This is a genomic window from Mesorhizobium sp. LSJC285A00 (assembly GCF_000503155.1).
Classification (GTDB): domain Bacteria; phylum Pseudomonadota; class Alphaproteobacteria; order Rhizobiales; family Rhizobiaceae; genus Mesorhizobium.
In genome coordinates this window covers 18,195-42,856 of sequence record NZ_AYVK01000018.1, presented here as the reverse complement: position 1 = coordinate 42,856, position 24,662 = coordinate 18,195, and the positions used below count along the sequence as shown (strand labels likewise).

The 24,662-nt window shown below is 62.3% G+C and carries 26 protein-coding genes and 1 pseudogene; 14 read left to right on the top strand and 13 right to left on the bottom strand.

Features of this window, described 5'->3' with window-relative positions; all coding sequences use genetic code 11:
* Nucleotides 1–235: 235 nt before the first annotated feature.
* The 6 genes from X726_RS152705 to X726_RS152730 form a co-directional block, all read right to left on the bottom strand.
* A complete protein-coding gene (locus X726_RS152705) occupies nt 236–2,338 on the bottom strand; it encodes a VWA domain-containing protein (RefSeq protein WP_031214994.1) in 2,103 nt (700 codons plus the stop codon).
* Nucleotides 2,339–2,340: 2 nt separating this feature from the next.
* Nucleotides 2,341–2,901, bottom strand: a complete 561-nt coding sequence (locus tag X726_RS152710) for an RNA polymerase sigma factor (RefSeq protein WP_031214993.1) — start codon at nt 2,899–2,901, stop codon at nt 2,341–2,343.
* A 215-nt stretch (nt 2,902–3,116) separates the two neighbouring features.
* Entirely contained in the window at nt 3,117–4,295 is a 1,179-nt protein-coding gene (locus X726_RS152715; protein ID WP_023670406.1) for an NAD(P)/FAD-dependent oxidoreductase, read from the bottom strand.
* 95 nt (nt 4,296–4,390) lie between these two features.
* Nucleotides 4,391–5,128 carry a dienelactone hydrolase family protein gene (locus X726_RS152720; RefSeq protein WP_023670405.1) on the bottom strand — a complete coding sequence of 246 codons (738 nt, stop codon included), beginning with the start codon at nt 5,126–5,128 and terminating at the stop codon, nt 4,391–4,393.
* Between the two features lie 104 nt (nt 5,129–5,232).
* Entirely contained in the window at nt 5,233–5,919 is a 687-nt protein-coding gene (locus tag X726_RS152725; protein ID WP_023670404.1) for a 4Fe-4S dicluster domain-containing protein, read from the bottom strand.
* An 89-nt stretch (nt 5,920–6,008) separates the two neighbouring features.
* Nucleotides 6,009–7,583, bottom strand: coding sequence for a trimethylamine methyltransferase family protein (locus X726_RS152730; RefSeq protein WP_023670403.1), 1,575 nt, complete (start codon nt 7,581–7,583; stop codon nt 6,009–6,011).
* Nucleotides 7,584–7,844: 261 nt separating this feature from the next.
* Here X726_RS152730 and X726_RS152735 point away from each other — a divergent pair, with 261 nt between their 5' ends.
* Nucleotides 7,845–8,543 carry a B12-binding domain-containing protein gene (locus X726_RS152735; protein ID WP_023670402.1) on the top strand — a complete coding sequence of 233 codons (699 nt, stop codon included), beginning with the start codon at nt 7,845–7,847 and terminating at the stop codon, nt 8,541–8,543.
* A gap of 89 nt (nt 8,544–8,632) precedes the next feature.
* Here X726_RS152735 and X726_RS15785 read toward each other — a convergent pair whose 3' ends face one another.
* Nucleotides 8,633–8,773 (bottom strand): entericidin A/B family lipoprotein, encoded by a 141-nt coding sequence (locus X726_RS15785; RefSeq protein ID WP_023670401.1) that lies wholly within the window; start codon nt 8,771–8,773, stop codon nt 8,633–8,635.
* A gap of 65 nt (nt 8,774–8,838) precedes the next feature.
* Between X726_RS15785 and X726_RS152740 the strand changes: the two genes are divergently transcribed.
* Complete coding sequence (locus X726_RS152740) at nt 8,839–9,468, top strand: DUF1638 domain-containing protein (protein WP_023691015.1); 630 nt, start codon at nt 8,839–8,841, stop codon at nt 9,466–9,468.
* A 114-nt stretch (nt 9,469–9,582) separates the two neighbouring features.
* A complete protein-coding gene (locus tag X726_RS152745; RefSeq protein ID WP_023670399.1) occupies nt 9,583–10,158 on the top strand; it encodes a DUF4893 domain-containing protein in 576 nt (191 codons plus the stop codon).
* A 30-nt stretch (nt 10,159–10,188) separates the two neighbouring features.
* Here X726_RS152745 and X726_RS1000000171710 read toward each other — a convergent pair whose 3' ends face one another.
* Nucleotides 10,189–10,380 carry a hypothetical protein gene (locus X726_RS1000000171710; RefSeq protein WP_245272122.1) on the bottom strand — a complete coding sequence of 64 codons (192 nt, stop codon included), beginning with the start codon at nt 10,378–10,380 and terminating at the stop codon, nt 10,189–10,191.
* On the opposite strand from X726_RS1000000171710, the pseudogene X726_RS15800 reads away from it, so the two are divergent.
* The 8 genes and pseudogenes from X726_RS15800 to X726_RS152775 all read left to right on the top strand — a co-directional run bounded on the left by X726_RS15800 (nt 10,298) and on the right by X726_RS152775 (nt 17,948).
* Nucleotides 10,298–11,049 (top strand): annotated as a pseudogene (locus X726_RS15800) (formyl transferase). The gene X726_RS1000000171710 and the pseudogene X726_RS15800 overlap by 83 nt on opposite strands.
* Nucleotides 11,050–11,237: 188 nt before the next feature.
* Nucleotides 11,238–11,540, top strand: a complete 303-nt coding sequence (locus X726_RS152750) for a virulence factor (protein ID WP_023670397.1) — start codon at nt 11,238–11,240, stop codon at nt 11,538–11,540.
* Nucleotides 11,533–12,156, top strand: coding sequence for a methylenetetrahydrofolate reductase C-terminal domain-containing protein (locus X726_RS152755; RefSeq protein WP_023823076.1), 624 nt, complete (start codon nt 11,533–11,535; stop codon nt 12,154–12,156). Before X726_RS152750 ends, X726_RS152755 begins: the two co-directional genes overlap by 8 nt.
* Nucleotides 12,153–13,244, top strand: a complete 1,092-nt coding sequence (locus X726_RS152760) for a methylenetetrahydrofolate reductase (RefSeq protein WP_023670395.1) — start codon at nt 12,153–12,155, stop codon at nt 13,242–13,244. Before X726_RS152755 ends, X726_RS152760 begins: the two co-directional genes overlap by 4 nt.
* Before the next feature lie 80 nt (nt 13,245–13,324).
* A complete protein-coding gene (locus tag X726_RS152765) occupies nt 13,325–14,299 on the top strand; it encodes a methyltetrahydrofolate cobalamin methyltransferase (protein ID WP_023670394.1) in 975 nt (324 codons plus the stop codon).
* On the top strand, nt 14,250–16,379 hold the full coding sequence (locus X726_RS152770) for an ASKHA domain-containing protein (RefSeq protein WP_023670393.1): 2,130 nt from the start codon (nt 14,250–14,252) through the stop codon (nt 16,377–16,379). The genes X726_RS152765 and X726_RS152770 overlap by 50 nt, the downstream gene beginning before the upstream one ends.
* 185 nt (nt 16,380–16,564) lie before the next feature.
* Nucleotides 16,565–16,732 (top strand): hypothetical protein, encoded by a 168-nt coding sequence (locus tag X726_RS1000000171135; RefSeq protein WP_023670392.1) that lies wholly within the window; start codon nt 16,565–16,567, stop codon nt 16,730–16,732.
* A 250-nt stretch (nt 16,733–16,982) separates the two neighbouring features.
* On the top strand, nt 16,983–17,948 hold the full coding sequence (locus tag X726_RS152775; RefSeq protein WP_023670390.1) for an alpha/beta hydrolase: 966 nt from the start codon (nt 16,983–16,985) through the stop codon (nt 17,946–17,948).
* Between the two features lie 176 nt (nt 17,949–18,124).
* Here the strand turns inward: X726_RS152775 and X726_RS152780 are convergent, their stop codons facing one another.
* The gene (locus X726_RS152780) at nt 18,125–19,024 is read right to left on the bottom strand and encodes a LysR substrate-binding domain-containing protein (RefSeq protein ID WP_023670389.1); all 900 of its coding nucleotides are present in this window, start codon (nt 19,022–19,024) and stop codon (nt 18,125–18,127) included.
* Between the two features lie 202 nt (nt 19,025–19,226).
* Here X726_RS152780 and X726_RS152785 point away from each other — a divergent pair, with 202 nt between their 5' ends.
* The 3 genes from X726_RS152785 (at nt 19,227) to X726_RS152790 (ending at nt 21,200) form a co-directional block, all read left to right on the top strand.
* Nucleotides 19,227–19,412 (top strand): hypothetical protein, encoded by a 186-nt coding sequence (locus X726_RS152785; RefSeq protein ID WP_023670388.1) that lies wholly within the window; start codon nt 19,227–19,229, stop codon nt 19,410–19,412.
* 364 nt (nt 19,413–19,776) lie between these two features.
* Nucleotides 19,777–19,911, top strand: coding sequence for a hypothetical protein (locus X726_RS1000000172255; protein WP_023691011.1), 135 nt, complete (start codon nt 19,777–19,779; stop codon nt 19,909–19,911).
* 350 nt (nt 19,912–20,261) lie between these two features.
* A complete protein-coding gene (locus tag X726_RS152790) occupies nt 20,262–21,200 on the top strand; it encodes a GlxA family transcriptional regulator (protein ID WP_348524244.1) in 939 nt (312 codons plus the stop codon).
* Between the two features lie 65 nt (nt 21,201–21,265).
* Here the strand turns inward: X726_RS152790 and X726_RS152795 are convergent, their stop codons facing one another.
* The 4 genes from X726_RS152795 to X726_RS152810 form a co-directional block, all read right to left on the bottom strand.
* Nucleotides 21,266–21,910 carry a hypothetical protein gene (locus tag X726_RS152795; protein WP_023670385.1) on the bottom strand — a complete coding sequence of 215 codons (645 nt, stop codon included), beginning with the start codon at nt 21,908–21,910 and terminating at the stop codon, nt 21,266–21,268.
* Between the two features lie 120 nt (nt 21,911–22,030).
* Complete coding sequence (locus tag X726_RS152800) at nt 22,031–22,816, bottom strand: ABC transporter ATP-binding protein (RefSeq protein ID WP_023670384.1); 786 nt, start codon at nt 22,814–22,816, stop codon at nt 22,031–22,033.
* The gene (locus tag X726_RS152805; protein ID WP_023670383.1) at nt 22,813–23,586 is read right to left on the bottom strand and encodes an ABC transporter permease; all 774 of its coding nucleotides are present in this window, start codon (nt 23,584–23,586) and stop codon (nt 22,813–22,815) included. The genes X726_RS152800 and X726_RS152805 overlap by 4 nt, the downstream gene beginning before the upstream one ends.
* A gap of 105 nt (nt 23,587–23,691) precedes the next feature.
* On the bottom strand, nt 23,692–24,642 hold the full coding sequence (locus X726_RS152810) for an ABC transporter substrate-binding protein (protein WP_023670382.1): 951 nt from the start codon (nt 24,640–24,642) through the stop codon (nt 23,692–23,694).
* Nucleotides 24,643–24,662: the final 20 nt, after the last annotated feature.

Below are 24,662 nucleotides of genomic sequence, written 5' to 3'. Positions count from 1 at the left end.
GCAATTCCCGGCTCCCCAAGCCCAGTCCCGACCCCATGCAATAATAGCAGGGCATTGCGATGACGTTCCGGAAAAGCCGCGCAATTTAACGATCAGGCGGATCATCGGTGCGCTTCGGATCAATCGATCCGAAAAAAGGCCGGCAGGGTTTCCCCCGCCGGCCTGCCTCACCCGCCCGTAGCCGGTTCCCCGTATCAGAACGACCCCCGTCTGAAAGGAACCGGCTGTATTGGCACTACCGGTTACCGCCGAGCGCCGAGGCAAGGCGCACAAGCGAAAGGAACTCGGACCTGTACCCAAACGGGTCGGCTCCTCGGGCGGCGGTGGCAATCTCCATGATCTTGTCGTAGCCGAACTTCGCGGTCGCATCCTCGTCGCGCAGCTTCTGGCCGAAGGCGGCGACAGCGACGGAGAAACGCTGGTCGGTGCTGGCCTGGTCGAAGGACGCGACCTCGTTGGCCGACGTCACCGGCGTGGTGATCAGCTTCGAGACGTCTTCGTTCGGCAGCTTGTAGCGGATTTTCACGAAGGCATATTCGTCGGCGTTGGCGACGCCGCCATTGTCGACCGCGGCCTGGCCGTAGCGCAGCGGATCCATCTGCTCGCCGCCACTGCCCTTCGGCGTGATCTCGTAGATGGCCGTCACCGAATGACCGGAGCCGATATCGCCGGCATCGACGCGGTCATTGTTGAAGTCCTCGCGGTTCAAGGCGCGGGTTTCATAGCCGATCAGCCGGTACTCCGAGACCTTGTCCGGATTGAACTCGACCTGGATCTTGACGTCCTTGGCGATGGTGAACAGCGTCGAGGAGGCATCCTCGACCAGAACCTTCTCGGCCTCGGCCAGCGTGTCGATATAGGCGGCGGTGCCGTTGCCGTTCTGGGCGATGGTCTGCATCATCTGGTCGTTCAGATTGCCGCGTCCAAAGCCGAACACCGACAGGAAGACGCCGGTCTTGCGCTCCTGCTCGATCAGTCGCTTCAGATCGTCGTCATCGGTCTGGCCGACATTGAAGTCGCCGTCCGTGGCCAGCATCACACGGTTGATGCCGTCCTTGACGAAGGACTGCTGGGCAAGCTTGTAGGCTTCCTTGATACCCGCCTCGCCGCCCGTCGAGCCGCCCGGCTGCAGATTGTCGATGGCGTTGAGGATCTTGTCCTTCTCGGTGACCTTGGTCGGCATCAGCACGGTGCCGGCGTCACCGGCATAGGTGACGATCGAGATGGTGTCGTCCGCCTTGAGCTTGCTGACCAGCAGCCGGAAAGCCGACTTGAGCAGCGGCAGCTTGTCCGGCTCATCCATCGAACCCGAGACGTCGATCAGGAACACCAGATTGGCCTTGGGCTGCTCGACCGGCTTGATGTCGAAGCCCTTGATGGCGACGTGCATCAGCTTGGTGTGCCCGTTCCACGGCGTCGGCATGACGCTGACGGTCGAGTTGAACGGCGTCGAAGCCGAGTCCGGACCCTTCCAGTCATAGGGGAAGTAATTGACCATCTCCTCGACGCGGACCGTATCGGCCTGCGGCAGGTAGCCCTGCTTCAGCGAGCCGCGGACGAAGGAATAGGAAGCCGTGTCGACGTCGATCGAGAAGGTCGAGACCGGATCCTGAAGGGCTGCATGCACCGGATTGGTCTTGAAATCCTCGACGCGGTCGCGGTTTGGCTCCTGCGGCGCAATCTGGTCGGCCGGCATCGTCGAAGGCTGTGCCAGGTACTTGGATTCGGTCGCGCCGGCCATGCGGTTGACCCGCGCGCCGCCGGCCGGAGCAGCGGTGCCGTCAAGCGAAAACTCGCGGCTCTCAACTGGCGCAGGCTCGGCCAACACGCCGCGTCCCAGCGCATCCTGCTGCGCCGGGGCGACAGCAACGGTCGATTCGGGCTTCGGCGGCGCGGGTGGCGTGGTGGTGTCGCGGCTTCGCACATCGGCGTCGGCCTTCTTGTCGCCTTCAGGCGCCTGCTTGTCTTTTACCGGCGCGTTGATCGCCGGCCCATTGGTTGCCGGCTTGTCGGCCAGCGTCTCAGTGATCTTCTCGTCGCTACCGAACGGCAACGGCTGTTCCCTCAGCATGTGGAAGGTGGCGTATCCGGCGATCGGCAGGGCGACGAGCCCGGCAATGGCTGGCGTGGCGATGAGTTTCTTTTGCATGATCTCGCTCCAGAGCTTTTGTGCTCGCTCTGTGAGACGAAGCCCGCCGACCGATCCTTGGGTGACGGCAGAAATATTTTCCTGATCATAGGCGCTCATGGCGGCTTCGAAGGCGCGTGCCTTCGCGCTTTCGCCCGGCGCCGGTACTGCTGCGTCGCGCAGCCTGTTGAGTTCGTTGTCGTCGACCATGGTCACACTTCCCCGGCTGAACGCATCAACGTCTTCAGCCGTTTCTTCGCTTCATGGATGTGCCAGGAAACCGTCGTCTCCGAGATTGCCAACGCCTCGGCGGCGGCCGCATGGCTCAACCCTTCGCCATAGACCAGAAGTACTGCGTCGCGCTGCTTGTCCGGCAATTGCCGCACCGCTGCCCAGAGCGCCTCAGAGGGATCTTCGGGCTCGGCCGAGGCCTCTCCCGAAATCATGCTGTAGGCGCCGAAAGCCTCGGCCTTGACGTTTTCGCGCGTGGTCTTGCGCATCATGTCGCGCGCCGCGTTCAGCGTCACGGAATAGAGCCATGTCGTGAACGCGCCGCCGCCGCGGTAGTCGCGGATCGCCTTGCCGAGACGGACACAGACCTCCTGGGCGATGTCTTCGGCATCGGCCTTCTTTCCGCACCAGCGATAGGCGGCGCGATAGACGAAGTCGTAGTGCCGCTCCAGCAATTTGCCGAAGGCACCCCTGTCTCCGCCCTTCGCCCGCCCGATCAATTCGGCGTCGGAGGCTTCGCTTTCATCCAGCATCATCGCCATCATTTGCCTGTTGGACGAAGGCTAATGGCCAATCCTTGGGGTTATGGAAAGATTTTTTTCCGAGGCGACGGATACACGCGCAACAGGTGCGCTGAGATTCAGGTCAGGCCGAGCCGAAAACGATGGATTTCGAGAACCGGAGCGGAGCGTACTTTTGGTACGCGAGCACCGGAAGCACAGAAAGCCGTCGTTTGCAGGCCGGCCTCACCTGAATATCAGCACACCTGGCCCGAGGCCCAGCCGGACGACCAAGCCCACTGAAAATTATAGCCGCCCAGCCAGCCCGTGACATCGACGACTTCGCCGATGAAAAACAGCCCCGGCACGGATTTCGCCTGCATCGTCTTCTGATCGAGCCCGTTGGTATCGACACCGCCAAGCGTCACTTCCGCCGTGCGGTAACCCTCGGAGCCGGCCGGCTTGATGCGCCAGTCGTTGACGGCGGCTTCGACGGTTTTCATTTGCAGGTCTGTCAAATCAGCGAGATTGCCATCGATCCCACTGCGCTCGGCGACTGCTTGCGCAAGGCGCTTCGGCAAATGGTTTGCAAGCACCGTCTGCACCGCTTGCCTGCCGTTGACGCGCCGGGCGGCGCGAAGCAGTTCCGCCACATCCCTCCCCGGCAGCATGGCGATGCGGATCTCGTCGCCCTCGCGCCAATAGGACGATATTTGCAGGATGGAAGGCCCGCTCAAGCCGCGATGCGTAAACAGCATCGCTTCTGAAAACCGCGTCTTGCCGCAGGCGACTTCGGCATCGACGGCATTGCCGGCCAAAGGCGCCAGCCGCTCCAGCGTTCTTGCGTCGAAGGTAAGCGGCACCAGCGCCGGCCGTGTTTCCACCACCGCAAGGCCGAATTGCGCAGCAAGCTCGTAGCCGAAACCGGACGCGCCCATTTTGGGGATCGACTTGCCCCCGCAAGCCACGACCAGAGAATTGCAGGCGACGCTGCCAGTGGAGAGCGTCAGCACAAAACCGTCCGCGGCCTTGCTGACGTTCCTCACCTCGGTCGACAGCGCAAGTTCCACGCCCCCATCCTGCATTTCGGAGACCAGCATGTCGATGATCAGCCGCGCCGAGCCATCGCAAAACAGCTGTCCCAGCGTCTTCTCGTGATAGGCGACGCCGTGGCGTTCGACGAGCCCGATGAAATCGCGCTGCGTGTAGCGGCTGAGCGCCGAAATGCAGAAATGCGGATTGCCCGAGATGAAATTCTTCGGGCTCGCATGGATGTTGGTGAAGTTGCAGCGGCCGCCGCCGGAGATGCGGATCTTCTCGCCGGGCTTTGTCGCGTGATCGAGCACCAGGACCGAGCGGCCGCGCTTGCCCGCCTCGATGGCGCACATCATTCCGGCCGCACCGGCGCCGATCACCACGACATCATAGGATTGCATCAGGCTGTTCGTTCCCGCTCGACTGGCGCTGTTTTAACAGGCCGCGCCAATCGTGCAGTCTCTACCCGTTCGTTGCGACTTCAGGCAACGCCTCGTTAGATCAGCGTCTCGGCGAACAGCGTCGTCAGTCGCTTCCAGTGGCGCTCGGCGCCGGCCGCGTTGAAGACGCTGTGATCCGACACGCACCAGCCATGCGCCATGCCGGCATAGTTTTCGATGACGTGGTCGACTTCCGCCACGCGCAGCGCCTCGGCCAGTCGAGCCGACTGCTCCGGCGGAAAGCTGCGGTCCACCCCAGACGTTCCGACATAGACCCGCGCCTTGATCATTGCAGCCTTGCGGTGCGGACTGTCGGCGGCATCGCTGGCCAGATTGCCGCCATGGAAGCTTGCCGCCGCCACGATGCGATCGGGATAGGTTGCAGCCGCATTCAAGGCCCGCGCCCCGCCCATGCAGTATCCGACGACACCGACCGGTCCGGTGACACCTTCAGCGGTAAGCGTGTCGAGGAACGCCCTGCTGTCGCGGATGGTCATGTGCTGTGTCGTGCCGTGGACCAACGCCGTCAGCGCGACCTTGGTCTCCTCGACGACGAAAGCGGTCTTGGGCTCGAACGGCCCGTAGGGTGCTTTGCGATAGAAAAGATCCGGCACCAGCACCGCATAGCCCTCACCCGCCAGCCGCTCCGCCATTGCGTCGAGCGCCGGTCGCGGACCGAAGGCGTCCATGTAGAGAATGATACCGGCCTTGACCGGGGAAACAGTCGCCGAACGGAACAATCCCGCCTTCGCCACGCCGTCTCCGGTCTCTATCTCAATGTCCTGCTTCGCCATGGCTCGCCCCATTGATTGTCGTGCGATACATATAAGCAGGCATTGTCAGGGCGAGCCGTTCCCTGACAATCCCGTTCAACACTTTGTGCAGGCGTTCAACGCCGCTACAGGCCAGCAAACGCCGTCATGTGAAAGGCCTGAACCTCAAGCGGATAGCGATGGGCCGTGCCATACGGACAAGCGTTGCGGTCGAGGCAGCCGCCGCCGCGGCATGGTTCGCCCTTCGATCCCCGCACATGCGCCAGGCAAGCCTGATGAGCGAAACCATCCGCGGAATAGGCGTCAACCGGACAGGATTTCAGGCAAGGTTTTGCCACACAGGCGTCGCAAAGGTGAATCGATGCGTGAGCTTCTGGAGCCGCGATCTCGTCTTCGAACAGCAACGCGCCGCGATAGGCATGCCAGAGCCCGTACTGCGGATGCATCAGGATGCCCAGCGGCGACGGTTTCAGCCCCTCCGCCCGCATCGCCCATTGCTGGAACGGCAGATAAGGCTTGTCCGAAGGCGAAACGGAGCGCGCACCGAATTTCTCCGCCACCGCACCGATCACTTCGCGTGACCAGGTGTCGAGCGGATTGGCGATGGTGTAGGGCTGGTTTTCCCGCCAGCGCAGGAAATGCGGCCAGGGTGCCGCTCCCGCCTGCCCGACCAACAGCACGGATTTGGCAGGGGCGGCTGAAGGGCTATGCGGCGGCGTTTCGCTTGTTGCGAAATTGAAGCCGCCGCGCAGGATGAGGCCGTCGGCGGAAAGCACGGCCGCTATCTCGTCAGCCCGGCGCCGCGCAATCATCCCTTCTTGTCCGGGTCGGAGAAAGCGCTCCGCCAGACTTCCTTGTGGATGATGTTGGCGACTTTAGCCCCGCCTGACTCGGGCTCCTTTCAGGTGAAGGCGTCAGCCATCGACGCCTTCTTCGTCGCGATGTAGTCCTTCAGCCCGTCGTCGATGCCCGGATCGAGATACGGCGCCTCATAGGTCTCCAGCCAGCGGCGGGCGAGTTCGTTGGCGCGCTGCGGCGCTGTCTTCTCGCCCTCGGCCAGCCACTGCTCGTAGGAATTGTTGTCGGCGATGCTGGAGCGGTAGAAGGCGGTCTGGAAATTGGCCTGGGTGTGGTCGCAGCCGAGATAGTGGCTGCCCGGGCCGACCTGGCGGATGGCGTCCATCGCCTGGCCGTTTTCCGACAGGTCGACGCCTTCGGAAAACTTTTGCGTCATGCCGAGCTGGTCGATGTCCATCATGAATTTCTCGTAGCAGGACGCCAGTCCGCCTTCGAGCCAGCCTGCCGAATGCAGGACGAAATTGGTGCCGGCAAGAATGGTCGAGTTGAGCGTGTTGGCGCTCTCATAGGCGGCCTGCGCGTCCGGAACCTTGGAGGCGCAGAGCGATCCGCCGGTGCGGAACGGCAGGCCGAGCCGGCGGGCAAGCTGTGCGGCGCCGTAGGAAACCAGCGACGGCTCCGGCGTGCCAAAAGTCGGCGCACCAGACTGCATGGAGATCGACGAGGCGAAGGTGCCGAACAGCACCGGCGCGCCGGGGCGGATCAACTGCGTGAAAGAGGCGCCGGCCAGCACCTCGGCCAGAACCTGTGTCAGCGTGCCGGCCACCGTCACCGGGCTCATCGCACCGGCAAGGATGAACGGCGTGACGATGCAAGCCTGGTTGTGACGCGAATAAACCTTCAGCGCGCCTAGCATGGTTTCGTCGAACACCATCGGCGAATTGGCGTTGATCAGGCTGGTCAGCACGGTGTTGTTTTCGACGAAATCGTCACCGAACACGATCTTGGCCATGGCGACGGTGTCTTCGGCCCGCTCTGGCGCCGTCACCGAACCCATGAACGGTTTGTCCGAATATTTGATGTGGCTGTAGATCATGTCGAGATGGCGTTTGTTGACCGGCACGTCGACCGGCTCGCAAACCGTGCCGCCCGAATGGTGAATCGACGGCGCCATATAGGCGAGCTTCACGAAATTCCGGAAATCCTCGATCGTCGCGTAGCGCCTGACACCGTCGAGATCGCGCACGAAGGGCGGACCATAGACCGGCGCGAAGACCGTGGCGTTGCCGCCGATCTGCACCGAACGTTCGGCGTTGCGCGCATGCTGGGTGTAGATGGGCGGCGCGGTCTTCAGCAGCGAGCGGCAGAGGCCCTTGGGAAAATGCACGCGCTCGCCCTTGACGTCGGCGCCCGCCTCTTTCCAAAGCTGCAGCGCCTCGGCGTCGTCGCGAAAGATGATGCCGATCTCTTCCAGCACCGTATCGGTGTTGTTTTCGATAATCGCCAGGCCTTCCTCGTTGAGGACCTCATAGATGTTGATCTTGCGCTTGATATAGGTGAGCTGGGTGCCCGGTCCGCCGCCCGAGCGCGCCGCCCGCCTTGCAGCCGCGCCGCCGCTGGCAGCACGTCCACGTCGCGCATTGGACGCTTCCTGGTCGACTGACGCGTTTTCACTCATGATCGTTTTTCCCTAAAAACCGTTTGCGGCCGCGTATGGCGGCTTCTCGCCCGGATCGTAGCCATGCACCCTATTCGAAACGGCCCGCCAGCGCCAACGCCTGTCGCAAAATCGACAAGAATTCCAATAGATTTGCGGTCGCTTTCCTTTTGCGGGAAGTCGCAAATCAGCTATGGATACCTGCCCCCGCCGGGTTAGGTATTGACGCGATTATTTTAAGCCGCCGTGGTCGCATCCCGTGCGGCAAGGAGCCCGAGAAAAATGGCCGACGACGAGATCATCCTCTCCGAGCTTTCCGACGACGAGTTGGTGCAGCAGATGCACGACGATCTCTATGACGGGCTGAAGGAAGAGATCGAGGAAGGCACCAACATCCTGCTCGAGCGCGGCTGGGTGCCCTACAAGGTGCTGACCGAAGCTCTGGTCGAAGGCATGCGCATCGTCGGCGAGGACTTTCGCGACGGCATCCTGTTCGTTCCCGAGGTGCTGCTGTCGGCCAACGCCATGAAGGCCGGCATGTTCATCCTGCGCCCGCTGCTGGCCGCCACCGGCGCGCCGAAGCAGGGCAAGATGGTGATCGGCACCGTCAAGGGCGACATCCACGACATCGGCAAGAACCTCGTCGGCATGATGATGGAAGGCGCCGGCTTCGACGTCATCGATCTCGGCATCAACAATGCGGTGGAAAAATACCTCGACGCCATCGAGCAGCACCAGCCCGACATTATCGGCATGTCGGCGCTTTTGACCACGACCATGCCCTACATGAAGGTCGTCATCGACACGATGAAGGAAAAGGGCATCCGCGACGACTATGTCGTCCTGGTCGGCGGCGCGCCGCTCAACGAGGAATTCGGCAAGGCCGTCGGCGCCGATGCCTATTGCCGCGACGCGGCTGTGGCGGTCGAGACCGCGAAGGACTTCATGAAGCGCAAGCATAATATGCGCGCTTCAGCCTGATCTCTTCCGTAAGGCGTCTGGCCCACAATCGAAAGCCGCGCCTTGCAGCGCGGCTTTTTTGTTCCCAGCTATTGGAACGGATGGCTGCGTCAGGGTTTGGTGACGGTGTCGTCGACGGCTTTGGCAGTCGATTTGATATCCCGGCCGACACCACGGACGGTGTTGGCACAGGCCGTAAGCGCCAGGACGCAGGCAAGGATTGCAATCGGCGCAACGCGTAACAGTTTCATGGACGGTTTATCCCTCTCTCGATAGATTCGCCCCACAGCAACGAAGGCCGCTTCGACCGGGTTCCATGGCCAGAATGCAAAAAACGAAACCGAATCAAGACGACAGGCTGCTGGTCATCGCCTGTGGAATGATTGCGCGCGAAGTTTTGGCCGTCAAGGAGCAGCTCAAGCTCGACCATCTCGACCTGACCTGCCTGCCGGCGGAGTTCCATTTCTACCCCGACCGCATCGCACCGGCGATGGACAAGGCGATCGAAAAGGCCAAGGCGGAAGGCTATAGCAACATCTTCGTCGGCTATGCCGATTGCGGTACCGGCGGCATGCTCGACCGGGTCCTGGAGAAGCACGGCGTCGAGCGCATGGCCGGGCCGCACTGCTTTGCCTTCTACCAGGGCATGGACGCCTATGCGAAGGTCGCCGACGACGACATGATGTCGTTCTACATGACCGATTTCCTGTGCCGCCAGTTCGACGCCTTCTTCATGAAGCCGCTCGGCCTCGACAAGCACCCGGAGCTGATCAAGGACTATTTCGGCAACTACCAGAAGCTGATCTACATCGCCCAGACCGACGATCCGGAACTCGACAAAGTCGCCGAGAAGGCCGCGAAGATGCTTGGCCTCGCCTATGAGCGCCGCTCGACCGGCTATGGCGACCTGACGGCCGGACTGGCGCAGGCCGCCGCCCACGCCTGAAGCGGTTCTTGAGCCGGGACGCTGTCGAGAACAGATGACAGGCCGCCGCGAATGGTTAAGTTGTGAGCCAAAAGCAAACAGGCTGATTCAGCCATCCGAACACGGAACGTCCCGATGACCCCTCGCGTCCTGCTTGCCGCCCTTGGCCTCCTCTGCCTCGTCTTGCCCGCTCGCGCCGACGGCGAGGTGCAGAAGATCATCACGCCTGCCGACAAGGTTCGCCTCGACAAATATGGCGAGACCCGCAAGGCGGCGCTGGCCGAGGCAAAAGCGGGAGACCCGGCTGAGGTCAGCCAACTCGACGCGCTGCTGGCAAAGCCGATAGTGGCCTTTTCCGACAAGGACCTGAGCGGCAACTGGCAATGCCGAACCATCAAGGTGGGCCTGACCGGCCCGCTGGTCATCTATGGCTGGTTCAAGTGCAAGGTCACGGACGATGGCTCCGGCTGGCAGCTGGAAAAGGTCAGCGGCTCGCAACGCACCAAGGGCCGTTTCTTCGACGATAGCGAAAAACGCGCGATCTATCTCGGCTCCGGCTATGTCAATGACAACAAGCCAAAACCCTATGGCAGCGGCCCGGAAAGCGACCAGGTCGGCTATGCCTTCCGCACCAGCGCCAATGAATGGCGCATCGAATTCCCGGCGCCCTACTACGAATCGAAACTCGACATCATCGAGTTCAAGCGCTGATCCGTTGGTCTCTCGCTGGCCGGGCGGTCATCAAGATTTAACCTGCCCGGCACAGAATTGAGCCGGGCAGCGCACGGCAAATGGTTGCGCGCCGGCAAGAAAGCGTGCCATGGCATCAGCGGTTGAAAAAAGTGCTGCGATCGTCATCGTCACCGAAGGCGGACCGCACATCTGGGCAATCGTCAACGCCATCGCCGACCAGTTCGGTCCTGTCAGCGTCATCCTCGAAGCCCTGAATCCAAAAAACAATTGCTGCTCGGCCGGGTGCGCCGCCAGGGCTTGTTTTCGGCCATCGGTCAACTCGGCACGATGGTGTTGACGAGGCTCGGCAAGAGCTTCTTCGCTGGCCACGCAGAGCGGCTCATCGCCGATCAGAAGCTTGAGACCGAGCCGAAGCCGGGACAAAAGATCATCCACGTCTCCTCCGCCAACGCAGCCGATTGCCTGCAGGCGATCGCCGACATCCGCCCGGGCGTGGTGCTGCTCGCCGGCTGCCGGCTCTTGTCCCGGCAGACGCTGGCGCAAATGCCCTGCCCGGTGCTCAACTACCACGCCGGCATCGCGCCCAAATACCGCGGCATGAATGGCGGCTACTGGGCGCTGGCCTCCGGCGATCTCCAGAATTTCGGCACCACCGTGCATCTGGTCGACGCCGGCGTCGATACCGGCGGCGTGTTGAAACAGGCGCGCGGCAAGCCGGAGCCCGGCGACACTATTTCGAGCTATGCGTTGCGCCAGGCGGCGTTCTCGCGTGACATCTGCGTCGAGGCGGTCCGCGGTGCCTTGGACGGCAAGCTTGTCACGATCGACCCCGGCCTGCCGTCGAAACAATGGTACCATCCGACGATCTGGTTCTATCTCTGGACCGGCCTGACCAAGCGGGTTTGGTAGCCAGCCTTCCCTCGGAATCTCGCCTTTCTTTTTGCGACGTCCAATAGCGTCGCTTTTGAATGCGCGCGCGTCGTCCCATAACAAGCAGCCCCACTGCGCATCCGGCAATGCTCGCACCTGCTGGACAAAGTGGTGGAGCGTCGTTTCCCTCATGGACGCACGGCGCTCTACAGGGAGTGAGAGAATTCATGGCCGATCTGATCGTCGTCTATTGGCGCGACATCCCCGCCCAGGTCATCGTCAAGAAGGGCCGGCAGAACGCCAAGCGCGAACTGCCGCTGCGCTTCACCGAGGCGATCGATATGTGCGCCATGCGCACCGGCGCCGGCGGCACCGACGATTACCTCGCCGAATGGCGCAAGGCCGATCCGATCCCGGTCGGCGACGACCTCGAAGCCGAGGTCGAGAAGGCATTCAGCGACATCGACGCGAAATACGACCGCGAGCGGCTGGTCGCTCTGGTCAAGGCGGGCGGGAAAGAAAATGTCTGAAACCACTCCTGCCAAAGAGGGGCCAAGGGTTACCCAGGCGGTGACCCAGGCCACGCAGGTCAAGAAGGCAGCGCCGAAATCCGACTACAAGCCGGCCGACGTATCGCCGCAGCGGCGCGTGCAGCGCTCGTTTGCGATCAGGCTGTGGTCGATCCGCCATTCGCGATTGCTCGAATGGTTCTACTCCAGATTCGCAGACATGTTCCTGCTGCTCCATCCGCTGTGGAAAGGCCTTGGCTACGGCCGCGTCGAAGCGCCGATCAAGTTCGTTGAAAAACGCGTAAAAGGCTTCATGTTCGACTGCCGCATGTGCGGTCAGTGCATATTGTCCTCGACCGGCATGTCGTGCCCGATGAACTGCCCCAAGCAGCTGCGCAACGGCCCGTGTGGCGGCGTGCGCGCCAACGGCAATTGCGAGGTCGAGCCCGACATGCCTTGCGTCTGGGTCAAGGCCTGGGAAGGTTCGCGGAACATGGAGCATGGCGACAAGATCCTGACCGTTCAGAAGCCCGTAGACCAGTCGCTGCGCGAAACCTCGGCCTGGCTGCGGGTGACGGCCCAGTCGGCAGCGGCCCGTGAAGCAGCGGCCAAAGCCAACACTGGAGCGGCCGCGTGATCGGCCGCCAGCGCGATGAAAACCCGGCCGGCATCCATCTGCCGCTCGATCCGCTGCCCGGCCACTCCTCGCGTGGCCGGCTGGAGCGTGTGCTGCGGCGCGGCGAATTCGCGGTCACCACCGAGCTCAACCCGCCCGACAGCGCCGATCCCGAAGACGTCTATAACCGCGCGAAAATCTTCGACGGCTGGGTCGACGCCATCAATGCCGTCGATGCCTCCGGCGCCAACTGCCACATGTCGTCGGTCGGCATTTGCGCGCTGCTCACCCGCATGGGCTACGCGCCGATCATGCAGATCGCCTGCCGCGACAGGAACCGCATCGCCATCCAGGGCGACGTGCTGGGCGGTGCCGCCATGGGGGTCGCCAACATGCTGTGCCTCACCGGCGACGGCGTCCAGGCCGGCGACCAGCCCGGCGCCAAGCCTGTCTTCGACCTCGATTCCATGTCGTTGCTGGAAACCTGCCGCATCATGCGCGACAACGGCAAGTTCCTGTCCGGCCGCAAGTTGACGACGCCGCCGCAAATTTTCCTCGGCGCCGCCGTCAACCCCTTCGCGCCACCCTTCGATTTCCGCCCGATCCATCTCGGCAAAAAGATCGCCGCCGGCGCGCAGTTCGTGCAGACGCAATACTGCTTCGACGTGCCGATGTTCAGAACCTTCATGCAGAGGGCGCGGGACTTGGGGCATACGGAAAAAGTTTTCATCCTGTGCGGCGTCGGCCCGCTGGCTTCGGCCAAGACGGCCAAATGGATCCGCTCCAACGTGCCCGGCATCCATATTCCGGACGAGATCATCAAGCGGCTGGAAGGTGCGCAGGACCAGAAGAAGGAAGGCAAGCAGCTCTGCACCGACATCATCAACGAGGTGAAGGAAATTCCTGGTGTCTCCGGCATCCATGTGATGGCCTACCGCCAGGAGGAATATGTCGCCGAGATCGTCGATGAATCGGGCGTGCTGAAAGGCCGCCAGCCATGGAAACGCGAGATCCGCCACGACGATCAGATGGTCGCCGACCGGCTCGAGAGCATACTGCACGACGACATTACCGAAACGCAGGTGGATATGGTGAAGACCGCGCACTGACAGCGCGGACGGCCAGCCATTCGCTTGAATGAAACCAGACAACGATATAAAGAAATCTTTATATCAGGCGGAGAGACTTCATGACCCGGACCATCGTCGCCTCGGCGACACGAGAGATCATCATCGGCTTCGACCAGCCTTTCTGCGTCATCGGCGAGCGCATCAACCCGACCGGCCGCAAGAAGCTGGCCGCCGAGATGATCGCCGGCAATTTCGAGACCGTCATCAAGGATGCGCTGGAACAGGCCGCCTGCGGCGCCACCATGCTCGACGTCAATGCCGGCGTCACCTCCGTTAATCCGAACGAAACCGAACCCGGCCTGCTCGTGCAGACGCTGGAGATCGTCCAGGGCCTTGTCGACCTGCCGTTGTCGATCGACTCGTCGGTGACCGCCGCCATCGAGGCAGCGCTCAAGGTCGCCAAGGGCCGGCCGCTGGTCAACTCCGTGACCGGCGAAGAGGAAAAGCTCGAAGCCATCCTGCCGCTGGTCAAGAAGTACAACGTTCCGGTCGTCGCCATCTCCAACGACGAGACCGGCATTTCGATGGATCCGGATGTGCGCTTCGCCGTCGCCAAGAAGATCGTGCAGCGCTGCGCCGATTTCGGCATTCCGGCGCATGACGTCGTCGTTGACCCGCTGGTGATGCCGATCGGCGCGCTCGGCGATGCCGGCCGCCAGGTCTTCGCGTTGCTGCGCCGTCTGCGCGAAGAGCTCAAGGTCAACACCACTTGCGGCCTGTCCAACATTTCGTTCGGCCTGCCGCACCGCCACGGCATCAACGCCGCCTTCATCCCGATGGTGATCGGCGCCGGCATGACTAGCGCTATCATGAACCCGGTTCGCCCGCAGGAAATGGAAGCCGTGCGCGGCGCCAATGTGCTCAACGGCACCGACGAGAACTGCACCAACTGGATCCGCACCTACAAGGATTACAAACCGGCCGAAGGCGGCCAGGCGGTCGCAGCGCCCACCGCCGTTAACGCTCCGGGCGAAGGCGGCGGCAATGGCGGTCGCCGGCGCGGCGGCCGTGAAGCCCGCATGGCCAGGGGATAAGCGCGCAATCGTGAACTCGCCTGCAAACATTACCGATCCGCTCGTGCTGTTCATGCCGTCAGGCAAGCGCGGGCGGTTTCCCGTCGGCACACCGGTGCTCGATGCCGCGCGTCAGCTCGGCGTCTATGTCGAGAGCGTCTGCGGTGGCCGCGCCACCTGCGGTCGCTGCCAGATCGAAGTGCAGGAAGGCAATTTCGCCAAGCACAAGATCGTCTCGTCCAACGACCACATCTCGCCCAAGGGCGCCAAGGAAGAGCGCTATGAGCGCGTCCGCGGCCTGCCCGAGCGGCGCCGCCTGTCCTGCTCGGCGCAGATTCTCGGCGACCTCGTCATCGACGTGCCGCAGGACACGGTCATCAACGCCCAGACCATCCGCAAGGATGCCGACACGCGCGTCATCGCCCGCGATGCGGCAATCCGCATGTGCTATGTCGAGATCGAAGAGCCCGACATGCACAAGCCGCTGGGCGATCTCGACCGCCTCAAGATCGCCTTGATGAAGGATTGGGGCTTTAAAAACCTCGAATTCGATTTCTACCTGATGCCGCAGGTGCAAGGCATACTGCGCAAGGGTAACTGGACCGCGACCGCGGCCATCCACAAGGATGCCGAAAGCGACATCGCCCGCGTCATAGCACTCTGGCCCGGCCTCAAGAACGAGGCCTATGGACTGGCCTGCGACATCGGCTCGACCACCATCGCCATGCATCTGGTGTCGTTGCTGTCGGGCCGCGTCGCCGCTTCGTCGGGCACCTCCAACCCGCAGATCCGCTTCGGCGAGGATCTGATGAGCCGCGTCTCCTATGTGATGATGAACCCGGACGGCCGCGAAGGCATGACGGTCGCCGTGCGCGAGGCGATCTCGGGCCTGGTCGACAAGGTCTGCGCGGAAGGCAACGTCCAGCGCAACGACATCCTGGATTCCGTCTTTGTCGGCAATCCGATCATGCACCATCTGTTCCTCGGCATCGATCCGACCGAACTCGGCGGCGCGCCCTTCGCGCTCGCCGTCTCGGGCGCGGTGCGCATCAAGGCCTCCGATATCGGCCTGAAACTCAACCAGGGCGCCCGCCTCTATATGCTGCCTTGCATTGCCGGCCATGTCGGCGCCGACGCCGCAGCCGTGACGCTGTCGGAAGGCCCGCATCGTCAGGACGAGATGATGCTGATCGTCGACGTCGGCACCAATGCCGAGATCGTGCTTGGCAACCGCAAGCGGGTGGTCGCAGCCTCCTCGCCCACCGGTCCCGCCTTCGAGGGCGCGGAAATCTCCGGCGGCCAGCGCGCTGCCCCCGGCGCCATCGAACGCGTGCGCATCGACCCCGATACGCTGGAGCCGAAATACCGCGTCATCGGCTCTGAACTCTGGTCCGACGATCCCGGCTTCCTCGACAGCGTGCAGGCGACCGGCGTCACCGGCATTTGCGGCTCCGGCATCATCGAGATCGTGGCCGAAATGTACCTCGCCGGCATCATCTCCGAGGATGGAGTGATCGACGGGTCGCTGGCCGAGCGGTCGCCGCGCGTCACGGTCAACGGCCGCACCTTCTCTTATGTCTTGAAGGAAGGCGAACCCAAGATCACCATCACCCAGACCGACGTGCGCGCCATCCAGCTTGCCAAGGCGGCGCTCTATGCCGGCACCAAGCTTCTGATGGAGAAGCAGAACACCGAACACGTCGACCGCATCCATTTCGCCGGCGCCTTCGGCTCGTTCATCGATCCGAAATACGCCATGGTGCTCGGCCTGATCCCGGATTGCGACCTCGACAAGGTCTCGGCCGTCGGCAACGCCGCCGGCGCCGGTGCGCGCATGGCCCTGCTCAATCGCGGCTATCGCCGCGAAATCGAGGATACCGTCAGCCACATCGAGAAGATCGAGACCGCACTGGAGCCGAAGTTCCAGGAGCATTTCGTCTACGCGATGGCGCTTCCCAACAAGGTCGATCCGTTCCCGAAACTGTCGGCGGCGGTGAAATTGCCGCCACGCAAGACCGTCAGCGAGGATGGCGTCGCCGGCGACTCCGCCCCGCGGCGGCGTTCGCGCGAAGGCCATGCCGCCAGGCGCAGCCGGGGATAAGCCGCCTTACGAAGGCCGCCAATTCGCCCAATTTCATTTGTATGCAAATGTTTCAGATCGCACCGATCTGGAAACCGAAACGCTGTTTTGGCGCAATCCGTCCGATACAGACGTGAAGCATTTAACGGACATCGAATGGCGGACCGGACTATTCCGCCGCCACAACGCTCCAAAGGAGAATAGAGATGTTCGAGACCCTCGGCCGTTTTCGTGCGGCCATGAAGAATGCACAGGCCGTGCGCGCCATGAACAACCTGCCACCCGAAATCCAGAAGGACATCGGCTGGCCCGTGTCGTCGCGCATCGACGCCCAGACCAACCTGTCGCGCCTGATCCTGGGCTCGGGCCGCTGATGACCTTCGCCGACAAGTGCAAATTGCTGACCAATCGCCGGGACCGCCGCGTGGTCCCGGCTGCGACCGACATCAAGCTTCGCGCCGCGCTGCTGCCCCGGCGCTGAGCCGCGCTGCCCAGAGCCGCGGACGTGGCTGATCAAACAACCGTGTTGGCTTGGGCCAGAATCTTGACATTTCGGCTGGAGGTACGATCTTCGAGATAGTGGGGAATTCTCTTAGTCGGCTGCTGCCGAGCTTGTGTATTCGAATGCCCAGTTTCAAAAGCCACCTCGTTTCCTTCATCCTCCGGCACAGCCGCAAGAAGGCATTTGCCAGCCCGGAAAACCTGCAGCGCTGGATCGCCTATGCCCGCAAGACCGAGGATCATCATCCCCCGGCATTGCTGCGGGAGCGGCTCGATACCACTGAGCGCAGCGTCGATGGCTTTCCCGTCTACGAGATCGCGCCGAAGGCGGGCGAACGCAGGCGCATCCTCTACATGCATGGCGGCGCCTATGTCTTCCAGATCACATCCTATCATTGGGGGTTGATCGCCGAGATGGCCGAGCGCTTGGGTTTCGGCATCACCGTGCCGATCTATCCCATCGCGCCGGAGCATGATTTCCACGCCATGTTCGGCATGGTCGGCGACGTCTACCGGCAGATGCTGGATGAGACCGACGCTGAAGACATCGTCTTCATGGGCGATTCCGCGGGCGGCAACATGGCCGTCGTGCTGACCATGATGGCGGCTGAGGAAGGCCTGCCCTTGCCGTCGCGCCACGTGCTGATTTCACCCGGCCTCGACATGTCACTGTCCAACCCCGAAGTGTTCGAGGCGGAACGCAACGATCCGTGGCTCGGCATTTCCGGCGGGCTGGAAGCGATCCGCATGTACAGTGCCGGCATCGATCGCAGCGACTGGCACATCAGCCCGCTCTATGGCGACCTCTCGGTGCTGCCGCAGACCCTGCTTCTGACCGGCTCGCACGACCTGCTCAGCCCCGACAATCTGATCTTCGCCAAAAAGGCGCGCGCTGCCGGCGTCGACGTCCAGGTCGTCTACGAGGAAGGCATGTTCCACGTCTGGCCGCTGATCGAGATGCCGGAGGCGCGTCGCGCCAGGGACAGCATCGTCGCCTTCCTTGAAGGTGAGCCCACCAGGCGGCGCGCAACTGCGCGGCGCACGGCGCGACCCGCTCTCGCGGCGCGCCCCGCCCAAGCAGCGGAATAGCAGAGCAATTCCAGGAAAAGTGTAAAACGGTTTTCCCGGGAAATGCGTGTAGTGCTTTCCCTTGGGAATTGCGTCAAAACAAAGCGATAGCGCATATCGCCGTTTCCTTGAAACGGCGATATGCGNAAAACAAGGAGTTAGAGCGGCTCGCCGTTTCCGTGAAACGGTGAACCGCTCTAGAACTTGCCGGTTTCGCGGAAAAGCTCGAACGTCGCACGGATATGGTCGGCGACGGCCTTGACCGGCGCGCTGGCGTCCGGCGACACCACCATCGCCAGATTGTAGGTGCCGATATCGGGCATGCCGTCCTTCGGGCAAAGCTCGACCATGTCGTTGCCCAGGAACGACTTCGGCAACGGTGCAACCGCGAGATCCGACATGATGGCGGCGCGCTGGCCGGCCGTGTGGGCGCTCATATAGGCGATGCGGTAATTGCGGCCTTCACGGCTCAGCGCATCGAGCGCGCCGGCCCGCCAGGCGCAGCCCTCTTCCCACAGCGACACCGGCAAAGGCTCGCGCAGATGCGCGCTGCCGCCCTTGGCGCCGGCCCAGACGATCGGCTCGGTGAGCAGCACCTCGGCGCCGAGTGCGCTGGTCTTGTAGGAATTGGTCAGCAGCGTGATGTCGAGCGCCCGGTCGTCCATGCGGCGGCGCAGATTGCTGCTCTGGTCGATGGTGACGTCGACGGCAATCGACGGATGCGACTGCGCGAAACGCTTCAGCACATGCGGCAACACGCGCTCGCCATAGTCGTCCGGCGAGCCGAGCCGCACCACGCCGACGATCTCGGGGATGATGAACTTCGACACCACCTCGCGGTTGATCGACAACAGCCGGCGGGCATAACCGAGCAGCATCTCGCCATCCGTGGTCAGCGTCACCGAGCGCGCATCCCGCGCGAAGACAGAGCGCCCGAGAATGTCCTCGAGCTTCTTGATCTGCATGGAGACCGCCGACGGCGTGCGGAACACCGCATTGGCCGCCGTGGTGAAACTGCCGGTCTCTGCAATGGCCACGAAGGTGCGCAAAACGTCGAGATCGAGCAGCGGCAGCGGATGATTGAGTGGGGCGTTCATCGGGATCGACCTTCAATTTTTCTGATGTGAAGCATCATTCCATTTCGTTTGATTGAACATCAGATTGGGAGGATAGTCAACTCCATCGAAGGCAGGACGTGCCATGGCCCCAACGCTCCTGACACGGAATTGCACTCGATGCGGAATATCCAGGCGACGGAACGCGTTCATGCGGGACGTGCCACAACCAAAGGAGAATGAGATGTCTATCCTGTCATCCATCGGTCGGCTTGCGATCGAATTCAGCGCGGCCCGCGCTCGCTTCCAGACCGAACGTGCGATCCGCTCGCTGCCGATCGAACTGCAGAAGGATATCGGCTGGCCTGAAGCTGCCGACACCAAGACCGGTGCACGCCGCGGCGTCGGATCCTGGGCTGGAGCAAAGTAAACCATTGTGTACCATGCGCTGAAGGCCTGCCGCGCAGACCAGCCCGGCAGGCCTTCTCTATTTTGCCTCGCAGGCTTTCTCCAACTTATTTGCATTCAAATGATTTTCAGAGCCATGTCGCCGCTGCATGGCGTATATGCGTCACTTGCATGGCGCCTCAATGTCGCCGGTAACACGCTGTAAGTAATCGTAAATTTTGGGCACCATGCCCAATAATGTCGCAAACGATGTCGCATTTCCATTCAAGCGCTTCGCATTTGCGATTTAGTTTCTGCTCACGCAGGCCTATATCGACGCCAGCAAACGAGCTGCCCCACTCCATCAAGCGAAGGCGACCCGTCTGAGCAACCGATAGGAGATGATGATGAAGCTTTTTGCCCGCCTCTTTGCCCGCCGCGAAATCAACCTGACGACCGCTCTCGAGCGCCAGCGCCTTGCCAATACCATGCCCGGCCAGACCGGCGCCATGAATGCGGTGCGCCTCGGTTTCGTTGCCTGAGATAACGGCTAGCGCTCAGCGCTTCCCTGCCGCTGCCGACAGTCGATAACAGCGCCGCTTCGGTTTGACCGAAGCGGCGTTTTTCGTTCTGAAGCCGATGTCGCCGGGAGAGCGATGCTCAATCCGGCGGCAGCCGTGCCTGTCATCCCGGACGATTGCTCATTTGCGACCCATGTCGCAAATATAGTTTCCGCTTAGCCCCCTAGCCAATTGACAGGAATGGTTTTTCCTGATGTCGCTGTGCTGTTCGCGACATCCTGTTCGCGCCATGGCTGCGTGAGGTTCCCTTGAACGCCGTAAAGCATCCGATCAAGCGATCGTTTGTATTCTTCCTTGTCCCGGACTTCACCATGATCGCCTTTGCGACGGCGCTCGACCCGCTGCGCTCGGCCAACCGCATGCTTGGCTATGAGGCCTATCGCTGGCGCCTCGCCAGCATCGACGGCAAGCCGGTGCGCGCCTCCAACGGCGTCGAATGCGCCGTCAACACCTCGCTCGAGGAAGAGCGCAAGAAGATGGCCGGGCCGGATCGGCCGAACATGGCCATTGTCTGCAGCGGCATGAATGTCGAGCGCTACCAGAACAGGTCCGCCTTCGCCTGGCTGCGCGAGGAATATAACAGAGGCGTCGCGGTCGGCGGCCTGTGCACCGGCGCGCATATCCTTGCCGCCGCCGGCCTGCTCTCCAACAAGCGCTGCGCCATCCATTGGGAGAACCTGCCGGGCTTCTCCGAGGCCTTTCCGAAGGCCAACGTCTTTGCCGACCTCTTCGAGATCGACCAGAACATCTACACCTGCGCCGGCGGCACCGCGGCACTCGACATGATGCTCAAGCTGATCGGCGACGACTTCGACGACAATCTGGTCAACCGCGTCTGCGAGCAGGTGTTGACCGACCGCGTGCGCAGCCCGACCGACCGCCAGCGCCTGCCGCTGCGCGCGCGCCTGGGCGTCCAGAATTCCAAGGTGCTGACCATCATCGAACTGATGGAAGGCAATCTCTCCGAACCGCTGTCGCTGATCGAGATCGCCGACCATGTCGACCTGTCGCGCCGCCAGATCGAGCGCCTGTTCCGCACCGAGATGGGCCGCTCCCCTGCCCGCTACTACCTCGAAATCCGCCTCGACCGCGCCCGGCACCTGCTGATTCAGTCGTCGATGCCGGTTGTCGAGGTGGCGGTCGCCTGCGGCTTCGTCTCGGCCTCGCATTTCTCCAAATGCTACCGCGAACTCTACGCCCGCTCGCCTCAGCAGGAGCGTGTCGACCGCAAGCAGCTTTTGGCGGCTTAGCCACTGCGTTATCTCAGACATGCTGGCGCTGGAACCGCTGTGTTCGTTCGACATCCGGCCGACGGTCAGGCGATCGCGACGATGTTGTCATCGTTTGCTGGCCTATCCCTCCACTTATGTCGGTCTCGTTTAGGCACAAAGCCTGCTTCTTTTCTCGCAGCCCGGCTGATTGTAGGGCTGGCGCCGGCTCTCCGGCCCCAAATGCGGCCCTGATCCTCGGCATAGTCAGCCATATGCATGTAGCCGACATATCGGCCGTCGATGCCCTTGATGATGTACTTGGCGAGGCTCTTGTCGGTGTATGGATCCACTGTCACCGAGTGCACGTCGTAACGTCGAACGTGCCCTTGTGCCTTCTCCACCCATCTCCGGGATTTCTTTTCAAACTCGGCCTGCAGGGCAGGTGGGATGTTCACCACCCAGTTAGCGTGGACCTGACCGTGTGGATTTTCCAGCGAATAGACGTACATGGGCAATAGCGCCTCGCCGTACACCTGCTTGCTTCGACGATTGAACCAATCCCGAAATTTGTGTCGGACTTTTCTAAAGAGCGTGCCGCCGTAATGCTCGCTCTCCCGATCGAAGTTTATGACGACGTAGTTGTTCAGCGGTCGGGTGAGGTGTTTGGCAAAATCGAAGGCATGGCAGATATTTTCAGCAGGGTGGCGGTTAAGATGGTTGGTGTATCCCCGGTACTCGATTTTGGGCATGTTCCGTCCACTGTAACTAAATGTTGTGCCTGTCCTTCTTTAGGTCTGTACCCGAAAGAGAACAAAGTAGCAACATCTTATGGCCGTTGTCCCCAGAAGACATGCGAGTGGCAGCACCGATTAGTGGACAGCTGCCGTCCGCATCGCCTCGACGCGGATATCCTCGGTCAGCTGCGCCTTGAGCGCCGAGAATTCCGGGCTGGTCTTCAGCGTGTAGTGGCGTGGATGGGGCAGGTCGATGGCGACATCCGACTTGATGCGGCCTGGCCGCGCGCTCATCACGATTACCCGCGAAGCCATGAAGATCGCCTCCTCGATGTCGTGGGTGACGAACAGCACCGTCTTCTTGCGCCGCTCCCAGATGCCGAGCAGCAGTTCCTGCATCAGTCCGCGCGTCTGGTTGTCGAGCGCACCGAACGGCTCGTCCAGCAACAGGATTTCGGGGTCGTTGGCCAGCGCCCGGGCGATCGCCGTGCGCTGCTGCATGCCGCCGGACAGCTGCTTTGGCCAATGGTTCTCGAAGCCCTTGAGCCCGACGAGGTCGACATAGGAAGCGACGATCCCGTCTCGCTCCTTTTCGGCCATGCCGCGTTCGCGCAGGCCGAAGGCGATATTCTGCGCCACCGTCAGCCACGGAAACAGCGTGTAGGACTGGAACACCATGCCGCGATCCGGTCCCGGCTGCGTCACCGCGTTGCCGTCAAGCAGCACACGGCCTTCGCTCGGCGCTTCCAGTCCGGCAACGATCCTGAGCAGCGTCGACTTCCCGCAGCCGGACGGCCCCAGAATGGTGATGAAGTCGTTGGCCGCGACCGCAAGGTCGACCGGCATCAGCGCCTTGACCGGCTGCCCGCCGCGCACGCCGGCGAAGGTTCGCGAGACGCCTTCGATAAGCAACTTGCTCATGCCAGGCTCCAGGGGAAGAGCCAGCGATTGAACGCCTTGAAGGCGAAGTCGGACAACAGTCCGATCAGCCCGATGACGATGATGCCGAAGATGATCTGCCCTGTCGCCAGCCGCGACTGGCTGTTGATGATCATGTAGCCGATGCCTGAGGACGAACCGATCAGCTCGGCGACGATAACATAGGTCCAGGCCCAGCCGAGCACCAGCCGCAGCGTCTCGGCAATCTCGGGCGCATTGGCCGGCATGATGACCCGTTTGACGATGCCATTGTTGGTCGAGCCCAGCGTATAGGCCGCCTCGACCAGGTCGCGCCGCGTCGAGCCCACCTTGACCGCGACGATCAGGATGATCTGGAACACCGAGCCGACGAAGATGACCAGCAGCTTTTCCAGCTCGCCAATGCCGGCCCACAGGATGAGCAGCGGAATGAAGGCCGAAGCCGGGAGGTAGCGGGCGAAGGAGACGAACGGTTCCAGAAACGCCTCTATCGGTTTCCAGGCGCCCATGGCGATGCCGATCGGCACGGCGACGATCGACGCCAGCAGGAACCCGCCGAAGACCCGCCAGATGGTGATCAATATGTCGAGCCAGAAGCGGTCCTCGACCAGCAGCCGCCAACCATCCCGCAGCATCGACAGCGGGTCGGCGAGGAAGATGCGGTTGACGTGGCCGCCAAGCGTGATCCACGCCCAGAAGGCGACGAACAGCACGAAGAAGGAAATGCCAAGCACGGTTCGAATGCCCGGCGACACCGGATGCAAGGGGCGCATCTTCAGATCGTCCGCATCGTCAGATCGTCCCCATGCTCAGTCGCGTTGCCCGGTAGAAAGCGGCGGCGCGCTGGCACCGCCGCATGATGGTCAAAGGCCGGACTATCAGTTCGCCACCGCGCTGGTATCGGCAAGCGCTGCAACATCTGGCGCTTCCTTGATCAACCCCATCTGCAGCAGAAGCTCGCCGGCGGTCTTGGAAAAGTCCTGGAATTCCTTGGTGAAGAACTGCTTGTTCTCCGCCTTGTCGGCCCATTTCAGGTATTTCGCCGAATCCTCGAATTCTTTCGCAGACTGCTTCACGTCGGCGCCCATGATCTCGTAGGATCTCTGCGGATCGCTCTTGATCAGGTCGAGCGCTTCGAAATAGCTGTCGGCCAGCGCCTTGGCGGCGTCGGGATTGGCGGTGAGGAATTCAGGCGTGCAGCCGACCGTGTCGAGCACCATCGGGTAGTCGAGCGTGGTCGCCAATATGTGGCCCTGATCGGACTTGTCGCGCACCGCCGAGATGAACGGCTCATAGGTGACCGCCGCATCGTTCTGGCCGGCGAGGAAGGCTTGCGCCGCCGCATCCGGTTCCAGGTTGACGACGGTCACATCCTTGGTCGACAGGCCGTTCTTGTTCAGCACCCAGGCCAGCATGAAATAGGGCGACGTGCCCGGCGCCGAGGACGCGACATTCTTGCCCTTGAGGTCGGCGACGGTCTTGATGTCGTTGCGCACGACAATGCCGTCGGCGCCATAGGATTTGTCGAGCTGGAAGATCTGCTTGGTGGTCACCCCTGAGGCGTTCCACACCAGCCAGGTCTCGACCGTGGTGGCGGCGCATTGCAGATCGCCGCTGGCGATGGCGAGCGGCCGGCTGGCCTGCGGCACCTTCTTCAGGGTCACGTCGAGGCCATGCTTCTCGAAGATGCCGGCCTGCTTGGCGAGCGTCAGCGGCGCAAAGCCGGTCCATCCGCTGATGCCGATGGTGACCGATGTGGCAGCCTCGGCCGGCACGGATATTGCAGCCGCAAGCGCCAATACCGCGGCAGCGACGATGGTCTTGTTCATGTCGGTTCCCCTTGTTTTTT